General features: G+C 64.8%; 12 protein-coding genes and 2 tRNA genes. All 14 read right to left on the reverse strand.

The genetic code is table 11. The annotated features are described in order from the left end of the window. Window positions 1-93 precede the first annotated feature (93 nt). The 14 genes from infB to nuoF all read right to left on the reverse strand — a co-directional run bounded on the left by infB (window position 94) and on the right by nuoF (window position 16967). A complete protein-coding gene (gene infB, locus V3B25_RS10395; protein WP_329810632.1) occupies window positions 94-2739 on the reverse strand; it encodes a translation initiation factor IF-2 in 2646 nt (881 codons plus the stop codon). Between the two features lie 92 nt (window positions 2740-2831). Beyond that, window positions 2832-4343, reverse strand: a complete 1512-nt coding sequence (gene nusA, locus V3B25_RS10400) for a transcription termination factor NusA (RefSeq protein ID WP_005410449.1) — start codon at window positions 4341-4343, stop codon at window positions 2832-2834. A 4-nt stretch (window positions 4344-4347) separates the two neighbouring features. Beyond that, on the reverse strand, window positions 4348-4938 hold the full coding sequence (gene rimP / locus V3B25_RS10405; protein ID WP_005410450.1) for a ribosome maturation factor RimP: 591 nt from the start codon (window positions 4936-4938) through the stop codon (window positions 4348-4350). Window positions 4939-5304: 366 nt separating this feature from the next. Next, a tRNA-Met gene (locus V3B25_RS10410) sits at window positions 5305-5381 on the reverse strand. A gap of 82 nt (window positions 5382-5463) precedes the next feature. Further along, a tRNA-Met gene (locus tag V3B25_RS10415) sits at window positions 5464-5540 on the reverse strand. Window positions 5541-5669: 129 nt separating this feature from the next. Beyond that, on the reverse strand, window positions 5670-7130 hold the full coding sequence (nuoN, locus tag V3B25_RS10420) for an NADH-quinone oxidoreductase subunit NuoN (protein ID WP_049423844.1): 1461 nt from the start codon (window positions 7128-7130) through the stop codon (window positions 5670-5672). 15 nt (window positions 7131-7145) lie between these two features. Beyond that, on the reverse strand, window positions 7146-8654 hold the full coding sequence (locus tag V3B25_RS10425) for an NADH-quinone oxidoreductase subunit M (RefSeq protein ID WP_005410452.1): 1509 nt from the start codon (window positions 8652-8654) through the stop codon (window positions 7146-7148). Between the two features lie 23 nt (window positions 8655-8677). Continuing rightward, window positions 8678-10837 carry an NADH-quinone oxidoreductase subunit L gene (gene nuoL / locus V3B25_RS10430; protein WP_329810633.1) on the reverse strand — a complete coding sequence of 720 codons (2160 nt, stop codon included), beginning with the start codon at window positions 10835-10837 and terminating at the stop codon, window positions 8678-8680. 7 nt (window positions 10838-10844) lie between these two features. Next, window positions 10845-11150, reverse strand: a complete 306-nt coding sequence (nuoK, locus tag V3B25_RS10435) for an NADH-quinone oxidoreductase subunit NuoK (protein WP_005417921.1) — start codon at window positions 11148-11150, stop codon at window positions 10845-10847. Next, the gene (locus tag V3B25_RS10440; RefSeq protein WP_032128645.1) at window positions 11147-11803 is read right to left on the reverse strand and encodes an NADH-quinone oxidoreductase subunit J; all 657 of its coding nucleotides are present in this window, start codon (window positions 11801-11803) and stop codon (window positions 11147-11149) included. The genes nuoK and V3B25_RS10440 overlap by 4 nt, the downstream gene beginning before the upstream one ends. Window positions 11804-11812: 9 nt before the next feature. After that, entirely contained in the window at window positions 11813-12301 is a 489-nt protein-coding gene (nuoI, locus tag V3B25_RS10445) for an NADH-quinone oxidoreductase subunit NuoI (RefSeq protein WP_006381128.1), read from the reverse strand. Window positions 12302-12304: 3 nt separating this feature from the next. Next, a complete protein-coding gene (gene nuoH, locus V3B25_RS10450; RefSeq protein WP_006381129.1) occupies window positions 12305-13399 on the reverse strand; it encodes an NADH-quinone oxidoreductase subunit NuoH in 1095 nt (364 codons plus the stop codon). Beyond that, window positions 13396-15630, reverse strand: coding sequence for an NADH-quinone oxidoreductase subunit NuoG (gene nuoG, locus V3B25_RS10455; RefSeq protein WP_006381130.1), 2235 nt, complete (start codon window positions 15628-15630; stop codon window positions 13396-13398). Before nuoG ends, nuoH begins: the two co-directional genes overlap by 4 nt. Beyond that, the gene (gene nuoF, locus V3B25_RS10460) at window positions 15627-16967 is read right to left on the reverse strand and encodes an NADH-quinone oxidoreductase subunit NuoF (protein ID WP_006381131.1); all 1341 of its coding nucleotides are present in this window, start codon (window positions 16965-16967) and stop codon (window positions 15627-15629) included. The genes nuoG and nuoF overlap by 4 nt, the downstream gene beginning before the upstream one ends. Between the last annotated feature and the right edge of the window lie 2 nt (window positions 16968-16969).

Raw genomic sequence — 16969 nt, forward strand, 5'->3', positions numbered from 1 at the left:
GGCGCACCCTTGTTCTCGTGGGCCCCCCCCCAACGGGCGGGCCGCTACAGGTCCAGGGTGGGGCCCGACCGTTGGTCGGGCCACCTTGCAGCATTACAGGGTGCGCGGCACTTCGATACGCTCGAAGCACTCGATCTGGTCGCCCGGCTTGACGTCGTTGTAGGCCTTCACCGCGATACCGCATTCGGTACCGTTGCGGACTTCCTCGACGTTCTCCTTGAAGCGACGCAGCGATTCCAGCTCGCCCTCGAAGATCACCACGCTGTCGCGCAGCACGCGGATCGGCTTGTTGCGCTTGACCACGCCCTCGATGACCATCGAGCCGGCCACGGCGCCCAGCTTGGAGCTGCGGAAAACGTCGCGGACCTCGGCGATACCGATGATCTCTTCGCGGATCTCCACGCCCAGCAGACCGGAAGCCACCTGCTTCACCTGATCGATCACGTCATAGATGATCGAGAAGTAACGCAGATCGACGCCGTTGGATTCGATGATGCGACGGGCCGAAGCGTCCGCACGCACGTTGAAGCCGATGACGGTGGCCTTCGAAGCGGCCGCCGAGTTGGCGTCCGATTCGGTGATGCCGCCCACGCCGGAGTGGATCACGTTGATGCGGATGTCTTCGTTGGACAGCGCGACCAGCGCCTGGCTCAGCGCCTGCACCGAACCCTGCACGTCGGCCTTGATGACCAGGTTGAGGACCTGCTGGCCCTCGCCCTTGCCCAGGGTCGCCATGATGTCTTCCATGCGGCTGCCAGCGGTGGCGACCAGGCGCGATTCACGACGCTTGGTCTCGCGCTGCTGGGCAACGTCCTTGGCCAGGCGCTCGTCCTCGACCACCACGAAGTCGTCACCGGCTTCCGGCACGCCGGACAGGCCCAAGACCTGCACCGGGATGGACGGACCGGCGAACTCCGGCTGCTTGCCTGTCTCGTCGAACAGCGCACGCACGCGGCCGTACTGGATGCCGCACACCAGGTAATCGCCCTTTTTCAGGCGGCCCTGCTGCACCAGCACGGTAGCAACCGGGCCACGGCCCTTGTCCAGCGACGATTCGATCACCACGCCCGAGGCGCGGCCTTCATCGACGGCCTTCAGTTCCAGCAGTTCGGCCTGGATCGAGATGGCGTCCAGCAGGTCGTCGATGCCCAGGCCGGTCTTGGCCGAGATCTCCACCATCTGGGTGTCACCACCGAAGTCTTCAGACACGACCTGTTCGGACAGCAGCTCATTCTTGACCCGCATCGGATCGGCGTCGGACTTGTCGATCTTGTTGATCGCCACGATCAGCGGCACACCCGCCGAACGGGCGTGCTGGATCGCTTCCTTGGTCTGCGGCATGACGCCGTCATCGGCGGCCACGACCAGCACCACGATGTCGGTCAGCTTGGCACCACGCGCACGCATCGAGGTGAAGGCAGCATGGCCCGGGGTATCCAGGAAGCTGATCACGCCCTTCGGCGTATCCACGTGGTAGGCACCGATGTGCTGGGTGATGCCGCCGGCTTCGCCGGTGGCGACCTTGGTGCGGCGGATGTAATCCAGCAGCGAGGTCTTGCCGTGGTCGACGTGACCCATGATGGTGACCACCGGCGGACGCTGGGTGGCTTCGCCCTGGTTTTCACCGGTCGAGGCCAGCAGCGCGTCTTCGGCGTCGTTGTCGTTGGCGCGGATCGCCTTGTGGCCGAGTTCCTCGGTCACCAGCGCGGCGGTGTCATGGTCGATGGACTGGGTGATGGTGGCCATCACGCCCATCTTGAACAGCGCCTTGACCACCTCGCCGCCCTTCAGCGCGAGCTTCTGCGCCAGGTCGGCCACGGTGATCGTGTCGCCGATCGCCACTTCACGCACCACCGGCGCGGTCGGACGCTCGAAGGCGTGCGGACCTGCATTGTTGCCACCGCGCGACATGTCTCGACGGCCACCGGCCTGGTTACGCCCGCCCGGACGACCACGGGTGTTGCTGTTGTTGCTGTTGCCACGACGCGCGCGGTCGGCAGCCGACAGGTGCATCTGGCCGGCGAAACGGTCGCCCGGGCCACGCTCGTTGCGCGGCGCACTGCGGTTGTTGCGGTCGTCGTTGCGCGGCGGCGGCGGAGCGCTGCGCGGCGCAGCCGGAGCGGCGGCCGGAGCACGCGGCGGGCGCGGCGCGGTTTCATCGATCGGAGCGCGCTTGGGCTTGCTGGCCGCCAGCGCCTCGGCAGCCTTGGCGGCGGCCGCAGCTTCCTCGGCGGCCTTCTTCTCGGCCTCTGCGCGTTCCTTGGCCGCAACCTCTTCCTCACGGGCACGGACGATGGCTTCGTCGCGCAGACGATCCTTCTCGGCCAGGGCCTGCTGTTCGGCAAGGTTGCGCGCACGCGACTCTTCCAGCTTGCGCAGGATGTCGGCGCGCTCTTCGTCCGGGGTCATGGCGCGAGCACCATCCTTGACGTAGGTACGCTTCTGGCGCACCTCGACATTCACGGTCGTCTTGCTGCGACCGGAACTGACCGTCACTTCCTGCTGTTTCCGGCGGTTGAGCGTGATCTTCTTTGCAGACTGATCAGTTTCTTCCGGGGCCTGCTCGGGCTTGCCGTGCGAACGACGAAGGAAGCCCAGGAGCTTCACCTTCTCGGTGCTGGTCACGACCTGGTCGGGACCGCTGAACTTCATGCCGGCACCGGCCAGCTGTTCCAGCAGTTTTTCGACCGGCGTGTTGACCAGTTCGGCAAGCTTGCGGATGGTGGTTTGCTGCGACATTCGGATCCTATGATCTTGTGGGCGCCCCCCCGCATCTGGAGGTGGCGCGGATTCTACGCCCTGAGCGGCTCAGGGCCCTGTTCATTGCCGGCTCATTCGCCGCGTTCCAGTCGGGCGATCTCCTCGGCACGTGCGGCCAGGATCAGCGCAGCGGCGCGCGCCTGATCCAGCCCTTCGATGCCGAAGTCCATGACCTCGTCGGCGGCCAGGTCGGACAGGTCCTCACTGGTGCGCACGCCGTGGCCGGCCAGCGCATACGCGGTGGCTTCGTCCATGCCCTTCAGGGACAGCAGATCCTGCGCCGGCTGGCCGTCTTCAAGGCCTTCCTCGACTGCCAGGGCCTCATTGAGCAGCGCATCGCGGGCACGAGCGCGCAGCTCTTCGACGATGTCTTCGTCGAAACCTTCCACGGCCAGCAGTTCGCCGACCGGGACATATGCGATTTCCTCGACGGTGCCGAAGCCTTCGCTCACCAGGATGCCGGCGATTTCCTCGTCCACTTCCAGCTTGTCCATGAACAGCTGGCGGGCCGAAGCCTGCTCGGCCTCCGACTTGGCGGTGACCTGGTCCTGGGTCATCACGTTGAGCTGCCAGCCGGTCAGGCGGCTGGCCAGGCGCACGTTCTGGCCGCCCTTGCCGATCGCCTGGGCCAGGCGGTCTTCGGCAACGGCCAGGTCCATCGAGTGCTTGTCTTCATCGACGATGATCGACTGCACTTCGGCCGGCGCCATCGCGTTGATGACGAAGTTGGCCGGGTTGTCGTTCCACAGCACGATGTCCACGCGCTCGCCATTGAGCTCGTTGGACACGGCCTGCACGCGCGAACCGCGCATGCCGATGCAGGCACCGATCGGATCGGTGCGCTGGTCGTGGGCGAGCACGGCGATCTTGGCGCGGTCGCCCGGATCGCGGGCGCAGGCCTTGATTTCCACCAGGCCCTGGCCGACTTCCGGCACTTCCAGCTTGAACAGCTCGATCATGAATTCCGGGGCGGCGCGGCTGATGAACAGCTGCGGGCCACGCGGTTCCGAACGGACTTCGGCCAGGTAGCCGCGCACGCGGTCACCGGCGCGCAGCACGTCGCGCGGAATGCCCTTGTCCTTCGGGATGAAGCCTTCGGCGTTGCCACCGAGGTCGACATAGATGTTGCCGCGCTCGGCGCGCTTGACCACACCGGTGATCAGCTCACCCACGCGATCCTTCCATGCATCCACGACCTGCTGGCGCTCGGCTTCGCGCACGCGCTGGACGATGACCTGCTTGGCGGCCTGGGCGGCAATGCGGCCGAAGTCCGGGTTCTCGATCTGCTCTTCGATGTAGTCGCCGACGTCCACGCCTTCGGCTTCATCGACGGCGTCCATCAGGCGGATCTGGCGGTCCGGCGATTCCATGACCACGTCATCGGCCACCACTTCCCAGCGACGGAAGGTTTCGTAGCTGCCATCCTTATGGTCGATGACCACGCGGGTCAGCACTTCCTCGTCGGGATAGCGCTTCTTCGCTGCCGAGGCCAGGGCGGCCTCGATGGCATCGAAGATCACTTCACGCGGCACGCCCTTCTCGTTGGCGACCGCGTCGACTACCAGCAACAGTTCCTTGCTCATTGGCTCACTCCGCGCGCGGCTTCTTTGCCGCCGGCTCGTTGGAAGAAGAATTCGTGTTCGGCTTCGGACGCTTCGGTGCCGGACCGGTCGGCTTGCTCGGGGCCAGCCCCAGCGCCACCCAGTCGGGCATGATCCGTGCCTTGTCGATGTTGTCGGCCGACACCACCACTTCGGTCTTGTCGACGATGAAGGTGATGGTGCCTGCGGCCTCGTCGGTCGCTTCGATACGGCCCTGCAGGCGACGACGGTTGTCCTGCGGCAGCTTCAGCGTGACCTTGGCCGATTCACCCTGGTGGCGAGCGAACTGCTCCAGGTTGAACAGCGGGCGATCCACGCCCGGCGAGGACACTTCCAGCGTGTAATTGCCGCTGATCGGGTCTTCGACGTCCAGCTGCGCCGACACTTCGCGGCTGACCCGCTCGCAGTCGTCGACATTGATGATGCGCTCGGGCTGTTCAGCCAGCGGCACGTCGATGTAAAGGCGCAGGGTCGCACCGCCGGGGGCCGGCAGATACTCAACGCCCAGCAGCTCCAGGCCCAGCGACACAACGGTCGGGGCGAGCAGATTCGCGATGTCGGTTGCCTTGTCGCTCACAGCCTGCCTTGATCTCTTGGTTGGGTGCCGGCCTTGGCCGGCGTGAAAACATGACGCCCCGGAAACGACAAAGGGCCCGCTGGGCCCCTTTTCCGGAAAGACTCCGGTGACTGGATTCCGGTTGCAACCTGCAGTGCCTGCCGGTTGCGGCCCTCCTTCCGGGTCCGGACTCCCGCCGGGAGGCCGCCTTCAGGGGTACTGCTAGGCCGCTGATGATAGCGGCTGCACCGCGCTGGTGCAAGGTGCGGACCTGGGGTCAGCCCCCTTTCCCGCGGAAAAGGGAGCTGACCCCGATCACGCAGAAACGACGCAGCCACCCAAAGAAAAACGCCTTCGAAGCAGGACTTCGAAGGCGATCTCTTTACTTGGTAGCGGGGGCAGGATTTGAACCTGCGACCTTCGGGTTATGAGCCCGACGAGCTGCCAGACTGCTCCACCCCGCATCAGAAGCGGAATTATGAGGCATAACTTCAAAACCTGCAAGCCTTCCCTCATTCATCAAACCGGTTGGCGCCGATCTGAAGTTGGTAGCGGGGGCAGGATTTGAACCTGCGACCTTCGGGTTATGAGCCCGACGAGCTGCCAGACTGCTCCACCCCGCACCGGAAGTGTTTGAACTGCTGCCCTGCTCTCTTTCGAGGAGGGCTACCGCAACGATGTTCTGGCTGAACCGCTGCAGTGACAACTCAGGCTGCGCATATTACACGAATCGCGCAGCTTTGTGTCAACTTTTATGCAAGATGCGCAAATGCCTGCTGGCACCAGACCATGATCGGGTTCCAGGCCAGGCCCAGCGCCAGCAGCGCCAGCGCGTTCACGCCCAGCACCAGGCCCAGCACGCGGTCGTTGCTGCGCGGCATGGCCTCGCCCACCGGCTCATCGAAGTACATGACCTTGATGACGCGCAGGTAGTAGAAGCAGCCGACCACGGCACACAGCACGCCGAGGATGGCCAGCCACAGCAGGCCCCCGTTGACGGCCGCGCCCAGCACCGCCAGCTTGGTCCAGAAGCCCAGGAACGGCGGAATGCCGGCCAGCGACGCCATGATGCACAGCACCAGGCCGGCCATCCACGGGTTGCGGGCATTGAGGCCCTTGAAGTCCTCGATGTTCTCGGCTTCGAAACCGGCACGCGACAGCGCGATGATCGCGCCGAAGGCGGCGGTGGACATGATGGCGTAGGCCAGTGCGTAGAACAGCGCGGCGGCATAGCCCTGCGCGCCACCACCGGCGATGCCCATCAGCAGGAAGCCGATGTGCGAGACGGTGGAGAATGCCAGCATGCGCTTGAGGTTGCTCTGCGCGATGGCCATCAGGTTGCCGATGACCAGCGAGACCGCGGCCAGGCCGGCGATCAGCAGCTGCAGCTCAGTCGACAGCGGACCCACGCCCATTTCCAGCAGGCGGTAGGCCATGCCGAAGGCGGCCAGCTTCGGCGCCGAGCTGATGAACAGTGCGATCGGTGCCGGAGCACCCTGGTACACGTCCGGCAGCCACATGTGGAACGGTGCGGCACCCAGCTTGAAGGCGACGCCGGCGATCATGAACACCGCACCGGTGATCAGCAGCACGCGCTCTTCCGAGTGCGGGATGGCCTCGCGGATGACGTCCAGGTGGAGGCTGCCGGTGGCGCCGTAGATCAGCGACATGCCGTACAGCAGCAGGCCCGAGGCCAGCGAACCCAGCACGATGTACTTCATCGCCGCTTCTGAGGCCAGACCGTTCTCACGGTTGCTGGCAACCAGTGCGTAGGAGCACAGCGCCAGCAGTTCCAGGCCCAGGTAGACCATCAGCAGGCTGCCGGCCGAGACCAGGATCATCATGCCGGCGGTGCCGAACAGGATCAGCACCGGGATCTCGCCCTGGAACAGGTTGCGGTCACGCAGGTAGCGCCAGCCGTAGACCAGGGTCAGGCCGCTGAGCAGCACGATCCCGGTCTTCATCACGTCCGCGGCGGTATCGCGCACGAACATGCCATGGAAGACCTCGCCCTGCCCGCCCACGCCGGTGGCCAGCATGAACAGCACCACGGCCAGCGCAGCGAGCGAGAACAGGTGGGTGACGATCTTGTTCCGGTTGCTGACGAACAGGTCGAGGATCATCAGGGCGAAGGCGCTGCCGATCAGCACCAGCTCGGGAGCGAGCGGTGGCAGGTCAGCGGCGGTCAATGGCAGCAGCGGCGAGGTGGTCATCATCAAATCCTGGAATTACAGCAGCTTGCTGGATGCGATCTGCATCGCCAGCTTCGCGATCGAGGGCTCCATCAGGTCGGTCAGCGGCTTGGGGTAGATGCCCAGGGCCAGCACGCCGATGGCGAACACGCCCAGCACCAGCCATTCGCGGCCGTTGATGTCCTTCAGTTCGGCCACGTGGCTGTTGGCCACTTCGCCGAAGAAGATGCGCTTGTACAGCCACAGGGTGTAGGCGGCGCCGATGATCAGGGTGGTGGCCGCGCCCAGTGCGATCCACGGATTACGCTGGAAGGCCGACAGGATGACCATGAACTCGCCGACGAAACCGCTGGTGCCCGGCAGGCCCGCATTGGCCATGAAGAACAGCATGGCGAAGGTGGCGAACCACGGCATCACGTTGACCACGCCGCCGTAATCGGCGATGCGGCGGCTGTGCATGCGGTCGTACAGCACGCCGACACAGGAGAACATCGCACCGGACACGAAGCCGTGCGAGATCATCTGCACCATGGCGCCCTGCAGGCCCAGGCGGGCAGCATCGGCGTTGCCGGCTTCACGCACCAGCCACAGGGCGATGAAGGTGCCCAGGGTGACGAAGCCCATGTGCGCGATCGACGAATAGGCGATCAGCTTCTTCATGTCGTCCTGCACCAGGGCGACCAGGCCGACGTAGATCACCGCGATCAGCGACAGCGCGATCACCAGCCAGGCCCATTCCTGCGACGCGTCCGGGACGATCGGCAGGTTGAAGCGCAGGAAGCCGTAGCCACCGATCTTCAGGGCGATGGCGGCCAGGATCACCGAACCGGCGGTCGGCGCTTCCACGTGGGCATCCGGCAGCCAGGTGTGGACCGGGAACATCGGCACCTTGACCGCGAAGGCGATCAGGAAGGCAAAGAAGATCCAGGTCTGTTCCTTGGCCGACAGCGGCAGCGCGTACAGGTCGGCCAGCTGGAAGCTGCCGCCCTTCATGTACAGGTAGATCAGCGCCACCAGCATCAGCACCGAGCCGAGGAAGGTGTACAGGAAGAACTTCAGTGCTGCGTAGATGCGGCGCGGGCCACCCCAGACACCGATGATCAGGAACATCGGGATCAGCATGGCTTCGAAGAACACGTAGAACAGCATCGCGTCCGTCGCGGCGAAGATGCCGACGGTGACGCCTTCCAGGATCAGGAAGGCCGCCACGTACTGGTTGACGCGCTTGTCGATGGCGCTCCAGGCGCCGATCAGGGCAAGCACGCTGACCAGGGTGGTCAGCAGGATCAGCGCCACGGCAATGCCGTCCACGCCCAGGTTGTAGCCGATCTTGTACGCCGGGATCCAGGCATGGGTCTCGACGAACTGCAGGCCGTCGATGCCCGCGTTGTAGCCGCTCAGCAGCGAGAGGCTTGCAACGAAGGTGAGCACCGCGACGCCCAGCGACGCCCAGCGGGCAGTCTGTGCATCACGGATCGCAAGGATCAGGGCGCCACCGATGATCGGCAGCCAGATGAGGACACTGAGTAGAGGCCAGTTCGACACGTCTTCTTATTCCGTACAGGTCATCAACGCAGGTAATGCATCAGCACGCCCAGCAGGGCAATCAGGCCGATGATCATCGCGAAGGCGTAGTGATAGAGGAAACCGGATTGGGTACGACGCAGCACGCCGGCTGCAACGTCCACAACACGTGCCGAGAGATTGACCACGCCGTCGACGATGTTGCTGTCGATCCAGCGCGAGACCTTGCCCAGCTTGACGCTGCCACCGGCAAAGCCATCGATCCACAGCTTGTCGAAGCCGTACTTGTTTTCCAGCACCGAAACGATCGGGGCGAAGGTCTTGCGTGCCTTGCCCGAGAGGTCCGGCTTCCACAGGTAGAACAGCGCAGCCAGCAGGAAGCCCGCCAGGGTCAGCCAGAACGGCGGCAGCATCATGCCGTGCAGCGCGAACGCGACCGGGCCATGGAACTCTTCACCCAGGAACGCGACGGTGTTCTTGGCCGGATCGTAGAAGTCGACGATGCCGGTGAAGAACGTCTGCGCCTGGCCCTTGATCGCCTCGTGCGCATGGTTGCCGGCCCAGTCGGTGCCGTGCAGCATCGGACCGATGCTGAAGAAACCGATGGCGATCGACGGGATGGCCAGCAGGATCAGCGGCAGGGTCACCACCCACGGGGTTTCATGCGGCTCATGCGGACCGTGGCCATGGCCGTGGTCGTCATGGGCATCGCCATGGTGGGCATCGGCGGCGTGGTGATCGTCATGGCCGTGGCCATGATCGTCGTGCGCGTCGCGGAAACGCTCCTTGCCGTGGAAGGTCATGAACAGCAGGCGGAAGCTGTAGAAGCTGGTCACCAGCACGCCACCCAGCACCGCCCAGTAGCCATAGGTGGCCACCCAGCTGTTCTGCATGTGGGCGTGGATCTCGGCCGCCTCGATGATGGTGTCCTTCGAGTAGAAGCCGGAGAAGAACGGCGTACCGACCAGGGCCAGGGTACCGATCCACATGGTGACGAAGGTGATCGGCATGTACTTGCGCAGGCCGCCCATCTTGCGCATGTCCTGCTCGTGGTGCATCGCGATGATGACCGAGCCGGCACCCAGGAACAGCAGCGCCTTGAAGAAAGCGTGGGTCATCAGGTGGAACACGGCGGCCGAGTACGCCGACACGCCCAGTGCAACCGTCATGTAGCCCAGCTGCGACAGCGTGGAGTACGCGACGACGCGCTTGATGTCGTTCTGCACGATGCCGATCAGGCCGGTGAAGAACGCGGTGGTGGCACCGATGAACAGCACGAAGTTCAGCGCCGTCTGCGACAGCTCGAACAGCGGCGACATGCGGGTGACCATGAAGATACCGGCGGTCACCATCGTCGCGGCGTGGATCAGTGCCGAGATCGGGGTCGGGCCTTCCATCGAGTCCGGCAGCCACACGTGCAGCGGGACCTGGGCCGACTTGCCCATGGCGCCGATGAACAGGCAGATGCAGATGACGGTGGCGATCGACCAGATCACCGGCTCGTTCAGCAGCTGCATGCCCAGGATCGTGCCGTCCCAGATCTGCAGCTGGGCGCGCGGGTCAGCCAGCATGCCGGCCTGCGAGAACACCTGCGAGTAGTCCAGGGTGCCGAACACCCACAGCACGCCGGCGATACCCAGCAGGAAGCCGAAGTCACCGACGCGGTTGACCAGGAACGCCTTCATGTTGGCGAAGATCGCGGTCGGGCGCTTGAACCAGAAGCCGATCAGCAGGTACGACACCAGGCCCACCGCTTCCCAGCCGAAGAACAGCTGCAGGAAGTTGTTGCTCATCACCAGGGTGAGCATCGAGAAGGTGAACAGCGAGATGTAGCTGAAGAACCGCTGGTAGCCCGGATCGTCCTGCATGTAGCCGATCGTGTAGATGTGGACCAGCAGCGACACGAAGGTCACCACCACCATCATCATCGCGGTCAGCTTGTCGACCATGAAACCGACGTGGGCCGAGTACTGGCCGACTTCGAAGAACGTGTAGATGTTCTGGTTGAACGGCTGCGCGCCGCCCCACAGCAACTGGTAGAGCGTGTACATCGACAGGCCGCAGGCAACCGCGACGCCGAGGATGGTGATGGTCTGCGCGCCGAAGCGCTTGACCTGGCGACCGAACAGGCCGGCGATGATGCTGCCGAACAGCGGTGCAAGCACCACTGCGATCAACAGACTCTTGGAGAGAGTGATTTCCATCTGTGGATCAGCCCTTCAACGAATCGACTTCGCCGACATTGATCGTGCGGCGGGTACGGAACAGGGTCACCAGGATCGCCAGGCCGATGGCGGCTTCCGCGGCGGCGACGGTCAGGATGAAGAACACGAACAGCTGGCCGGACGGATCGCCCAGCTGACGCGAGAAGCCGACGAAGTTGATGTTCACCGACAGCAGCATCAGTTCGATCGACATCAGCAGGACGATGACGTTCTTCCGGTTGAGGAAGATGCCGGCCAGGCTGATGGCGAACAGCACCGCGCCCAGCGCAAGGATGTGGCCAAGGGTAATCACGGCTGGGTCTCCTCGCCGGCGGCCGGCTTGCTGTTGCTGTGCACGACCGGCGCTTCGGCGCCCATCTTGACCATGCGCAGGCGCTGGCCGGCCTTGACCATGGTCTGCTCACCCGGGTTCTGGCTCTTCACGCCGGTACGGCGGCGCAGGGTCAGCATCACGGCGGCAACCACGGCCACGGTCAGGATGACGGCGGCGAACTCGAACGGCAGCAGGTACTCGGTGAACAGCGTACGCGCCAGCCAGGTGACGTTGGAGCTGTCGGCAGCGACCGCGGCGGCGTTGTCGGCCGGGAACGGGTTGACCGCCCTGCCCTTCACGCCGATCAGGATCAGCATCTGCACCAGCATCGCCACGGCAACAATGAGACCGACCGGCAGGTAGCGGACCCAGCCCTCACGCAGCTTGGTGGGGTCGATGTCGAGCATCATCACCACGAACAGGAACAGCACCATCACCGCGCCGACGTAGACCAGCACCAGCGCCACGCCGAGGAACTCGGCGCCGACCAGCAGCCACACGCAGGCAATGGAGAAGAAGGTCAGCACCAGGCAGAGCACGGCGTGAACCGGGTTGCGCACGCTGATCACCGCACCGGCCGAAACCGTTGCCGCGATGGCGAACACCCAGAAAGCGATATTTACCCAATCCATCTCTCGACCTCAGCGGTAAGCGGCATCGGCGGCGCGACGCTCGGCGATCTCGGACTCGAGACGGTCGCCCAGGGCCAGCAGCTGCGGCTTGGTAACGATGTTTTCGCCACGATTCTCGAAGTGATACTCGAGGATGTGGGTTTCGACGATCGAGTCCACCGGGCAGCTTTCTTCGCAGAAGCCGCAGAAGATGCACTTGAACAGATCGATGTCATAGCGCGTGGTACGGCGGGTGCCGTCTTCGCGCTTGGCCGAGTCGATGGTGATGGCCAATGCAGGGCACACCGCTTCACACAGCTTGCAGGCGATGCAGCGCTCTTCACCGTTGGGGTAACGGCGCAGGGCGTGCAGTCCACGGAAGCGCGGCGACTGCGGGAACTTCTCCATCGGGTACATCATCGTGTACTTGGGCTTGAAGCTGTACTTCAGCGTCAGCCAAAGGCCGCCCAGCAGTTCGAGCAGCAGCAGGCTCTTGAAGTAATGGGTAATCCTGTTCATCACTTAGACGCCCTTTTGAATCACGCCGAAGAACACCATGACGGCGGTAACCGCGATCCACAGAATGGCCAGCGGGATGAAGACCTTCCAGCCCAGGCGCATGATCTGGTCATAGCGGAAGCGCGGGAAGCTGGCACGGAACCAGATGTAGGCACTGGCGAAGAAGAACACCTTGACGAACAGCCACGGTGCACCGCCCTTCCAGATCCAGTCGACCAGCGGCGAGACGTCGCCGAAGTTGACCCAGCCCTGGATGGGGCTCAGCCAGCCGCCGAGGAAGAAGATCGAGATCAGGAAGCTGATCAGGATCATGTTGGCGTATTCGGCCAGGAAGAACAGCGCGAACGCACCGCCCGAGTACTCGACCATGTGGCCAGCGACGATTTCCGATTCACCTTCCACCACGTCGAACGGCGCGCGGTTGGTTTCGGCAACGCCCGACACCCAGTAGATGACGAACAGCGGGAACAGCGGCAGCAGGAACCAGTCGAAGAAACCGGAATTGCCAGCCTGCGCCATCACGATGTTGCTCAGGTTCAGGCTGCCCGACGCGATCATCACGCCGACCAGGGCGAAGCCCATGGCGATTTCGTAGCTGATCATCTGCGCCGAGGCGCGCATCGCACCCAGGAACGCATACTTCGAGTTGGATGCCCAACCGGCCAGGATGATGCCGTAGATGCCCAGCGAGGTCATCGCCAGCAGGTACAGCAGGCCGGCGTTGGCGTTGGACAGCACGATCTGCGAATCGAAGGGGACCACCGACCAGGCCGCGAAGGCCGGAGCCAGGGTGATCAGCGGGGCCAGCAGGTAGATCGCCTTGTTGGCGCTGCTCGGTTGGACCACTTCCTTGAACAGCAGCTTGAAGACGTCGGCGAAGGCCTGGAAGATGCCCATGCCCACGTACATCGGGCCGTGGCGGACGTGCATCCAGCCGATCAGCTTGCGTTCCCAGACCACGTAGAAGGCCACCGAGATGATCACCGGAACGGTGATCACCAGGATCTTCAGGATGATCCAGATCAGCGCGCCGATGTCACCGAGGCCAAGCAGCCACTGGTGCAGCGGATCGACCGCGTTCAACAGCAATTCGTTCATGCAGCCACCACCGTTACGCGAGCGGCACCCAGCGGCGCGGTCGCGCCGTGGCCCGATTCAATCCAGACCGAACCCGCAGCGACGCGGGCGTCGATCACCACCGGCAGGGTGGCCTTGCCGGCATCGGTGCCGACCTTGGCCATCTGCCCTTCCTGCAGCTGCAGGCGAGCGGCATCTTCAGCGTTCAGCACGATGCGCGGGGCGTTGTTGAGCGGATGCGACTGCAGCGCCGGGGCGCGACGGACCACCGCATCGGTGCGGTAGATCGCGGCGGTCGAAGCCACTTCCAGGCCTTCGCCGGCAACCACCGGCTGTGCCGAGGCGGCAACGGCGACCGACACCGGGGCCAGGCTGGCGCGCAGGCCGGCCAGGTCGGTGAAGTCGAAACCGGCTACCGCCAGCTCACCGCCCAGGGCGCGCAGCACGCGCCAGCCCTCACGGGCCTCGCCCGGCAGCTTGCCGCCGGCACGCGCCGACTGCTCGCGACCATCGAGGTTGGTCAGGGTGGCGTCGATTTCCGGCAGCGCACCGATCGGCAGGATCACGTCGGCAACGTCGCGGGTGGAGACGCAGGCGAACTGGCTGAAGGCCACCACCTTGGCGCCGACCAGCGCCTTGCGCGCGGCGGGGGCGTCGGCGAAGTCCAGACCCGGCTCCAGGCCGTACACCACGTAGGCCTGGCGCGGCTGCGCCAGCATTGCGGCGACGTCCTTGCCGGCCGGCAGCACGCCTGCGCGGGTCAGGCCAACGGCGTTGGCACCCTGCGGGATGCGGCACAGCTTGGCACCGGTCGCAGCGGCGAAGTCACGCGCGGCGGCGCGGATCGCGGCAGCCTGCGGATGGTTTTCGGCGATGCCACCGACGATCAGCACGGTGTTGTTGCCGCCCTGCACCGCCGAACGCAGCTCGGCGTTGGCCAGCGCGTCGACGAACTTCGACGGCGCGACGATCTGCTTGCCGGCGATGCTGAAGGCGAAGTCGAAGTCCACCGGGTTGACGACGTGGATCTTCGCGCCGTTGGTGGTCTGCGCCTTGCGCAGGCGGGCGTGCAGCAGCGGCAGTTCGTGGCGGATGTTGCTGCCCAGAACGACGATGCGGTCGGCGCCTTCGATCTCGGCGAGCGGCAGGCCGAACACTTCGGCGGTTGCGGCGTCGGAGAAATCGCGGTTGTTGATGCGGTGGTCGATGTTGCTCGAGCCCAGGCCCTTGGCCAGGCGGGCCAGCAGCGCGCCTTCCTCGTTCGAGGTGGACGGGTGCACCAGCACGCCCAGGTTGTCGCCCTGGTTGGCCTTGAGGATCTCGGCGGCCGCGGCCAGGCCTTCGGCCCAGCTCACTTCCTTCCACTCGCCATTGACCTTGCGCAGCGGCTTGACCGCACGGTCTTCGCTGTACAGGCCCTGGTGCGAGTAGCGGTCACGGTCGGACAGCCAGCACTCGTTCACCGCTTCGTTGTCGCGCGGCACGGTGCGCAGCACTTCGCCGCGACGCACGTGCAGGAACAGGTTCGAACCCATCGCGTCGTGGTAACCCAGCGATTCGCGCGCAGTCAGTTCCCACGGGCGGGCGCGGAACTGGAACACCTTGTTGGTCAGCGCGCCGACCGGGCAGACGTCGACGACGTTGCCGGACAGCTCGGTGGTCAGCGGCTTGCCGTCGAAGGTACCGATCTGCAGGTTCTCACCGCGGTACATGCCACCCAGCTCGTAGGTACCGGCAACGTCGGCGGTGAAGCGGACGCAGCGGGTGCACTGGATGCAGCGGGTCATCTCGGTGGCGACCAGCGGGCCCATGTCCTCGTCCGGCACCACGCGCTTGCGCTCGTTGAAGCGGCTGACCGAACGGCCATAGCCCAGCGACACGTCCTGCAGCTCGCACTCGCCGCCCTGATCGCAGATCGGGCAGTCCAGCGGGTGGTTGATGAGCAGGAACTCCATCACCGAGCGCTGGAACTTCAGTGCCTTCTCGCTGCGGGTGGCGACCTTCATGCCATCCATCACCGGGGTGGCACAGGCCGGCGCCGGCTTCGGCGACTTTTCCACGTCCACCAGGCACATGCGGCAGTTGGCGGCGATCGGCAGCTTCTCGTGGTAGCAGAAGCGCGGAATCGAAATGCCGGCCTTGTCGGCCGCCTGGATGATCATCGAACCCTTGGGCACGACCAGCGACTTGCCATCGATTTCGATGGTCACGTGATCCGGTGGCACGTTCGGGTTTACGGGTTGCGCGCTCATGCGGCGGCTGCCTCCACCTTCTTGCCGTCAACCATCGAATGACCGTTGACGATGTAGTACTCGAATTCGTCCCAGAACTGGCGCAGGAAGCCCTGGATGGGCCATGCAGCCGCTTCACCGAACGCACAGATGGTGTGGCCTTCGATCTGGCCGGCCACCGCCTTCAGCTGGTGCAGGTCTTCCATCGTGGCCTTGCCGGCGACGATGCGCTCCAGCACGCGGTGCATCCAGCCGGTGCCTTCACGGCACGGGGTGCACTGGCCGCACGATTCCTTGTGGAAGAACTGGCTGATGCGGCAGGCGAACTTGACGCAGCAGACGCTGTCGTCGAGCACCACGATCGCACCCGAACCCAGGCCGGAGCCCAGCGCACGGATGGTGTCGTAGTCCATCGGCAGATCCTGCAGCTCGGCCGCGGTCAGTACCGGCATCGACACGCCGCCCGGGATCGCGCCCTTGAGGGTGCGGCCCGGACGCAGGCCACCGGCCATTTCCAGCAGGTCGTGGAACTTGGTGCCCAGCGGCACTTCGAAGTTGCCGCCGTTCTGCACGCAGCCGGACACCGAGAAGCACTTCGGACCGCCGTTGGCGGTCAGGCTCAGACCCTTGAACCACTCCGGACCGTTGCGGATGATCGCCGGCACCGAACCATAGGTTTCGGTGTTGTTGATCGTCGACGGCTTGCCGTACAGACCGAAGTTGGCCGGGAACGGCGGCTTGTAGCGCGGCTGGCCCTTCTTGCCCTCCAGCGATTCCATCAGCGCGGTTTCTTCGCCGCAGATGTACGCGCCGGCGCCCAGCGCACCGTAGATGTCGATGTCCACGCCCGAGCCCATCACGTTCTTGCCCAGCCAGCCATTTGCATAGGCGTCGGCCAGGGCCTGCTCGAAGTGCTCGAACGGCTCGTGGTGGAACTCACCGCGCAGGTAGTTGTAACCCACGGTCGAACCGGTGGCGTAGCAGGCGATCGCCATGCCCTCCACCACCGAATGCGGGTTGTAGCGCAGGATGTCGCGATCCTTGCAGGTGCCCGGCTCGGATTCGTCCGAGTTGCAGAGGATGTACTTCTGCATGTTGCCCTTGGGCATGAAGGACCACTTCAGGCCGGTCGGGAAGCCTGCGCCACCGCGGCCACGCAGGCCCGAGGCCTTGACCATCTCGATGACCTGCTCCGGCGGGATCTTCTCTTCGAGGATCTTGCGCAGGGCGGCGTAGCCACCGGTCTTCAGGTAGCTTTCGTACGACCACGGGGTGTCGTAATGCAGGGTGGTGTAGACCACCTGGTGCGGCAGCGGCGCGGGGCCGACCGGACCCTTGGATTCGTGGTGATGTGCCATGC

This window comes from Stenotrophomonas sp. SMYL8 (genome assembly GCF_036320065.1).
Classification (GTDB): domain Bacteria; phylum Pseudomonadota; class Gammaproteobacteria; order Xanthomonadales; family Xanthomonadaceae; genus Stenotrophomonas; species Stenotrophomonas maltophilia_A.

Bases quoted from the DNA above. Each gene is read 5' to 3' on its own strand.
- infB (WP_329810632.1), bottom strand. From the start codon at position 2,739: ATGTCGCAGCAAACCACCATCCGCAAGCTTGCCGAACTGGTCAACACG.
- nusA (WP_005410449.1), bottom strand. From the start codon at position 4,343: ATGAGCAAGGAACTGTTGCTGGTAGTCGACGCGGTCGCCAACGAGAAG.
- nuoN (WP_049423844.1), bottom strand. From the start codon at position 7,130: ATGACCACCTCGCCGCTGCTGCCATTGACCGCCGCTGACCTGCCACCG.
- nuoL (WP_329810633.1), bottom strand. From the start codon at position 10,837: ATGGAAATCACTCTCTCCAAGAGTCTGTTGATCGCAGTGGTGCTTGCA.
- V3B25_RS10440 (WP_032128645.1), bottom strand. From the start codon at position 11,803: ATGGATTGGGTAAATATCGCTTTCTGGGTGTTCGCCATCGCGGCAACG.
- nuoI (WP_006381128.1), bottom strand. From the start codon at position 12,301: ATGAACAGGATTACCCATTACTTCAAGAGCCTGCTGCTGCTCGAACTG.
- nuoH (WP_006381129.1), bottom strand. From the start codon at position 13,399: ATGAACGAATTGCTGTTGAACGCGGTCGATCCGCTGCACCAGTGGCTG.
- nuoG (WP_006381130.1), bottom strand. From the start codon at position 15,630: ATGAGCGCGCAACCCGTAAACCCGAACGTGCCACCGGATCACGTGACC.
- nuoF (WP_006381131.1), bottom strand. From the start codon at position 16,967: ATGGCACATCACCACGAATCCAAGGGTCCGGTCGGCCCCGCGCCGCTG.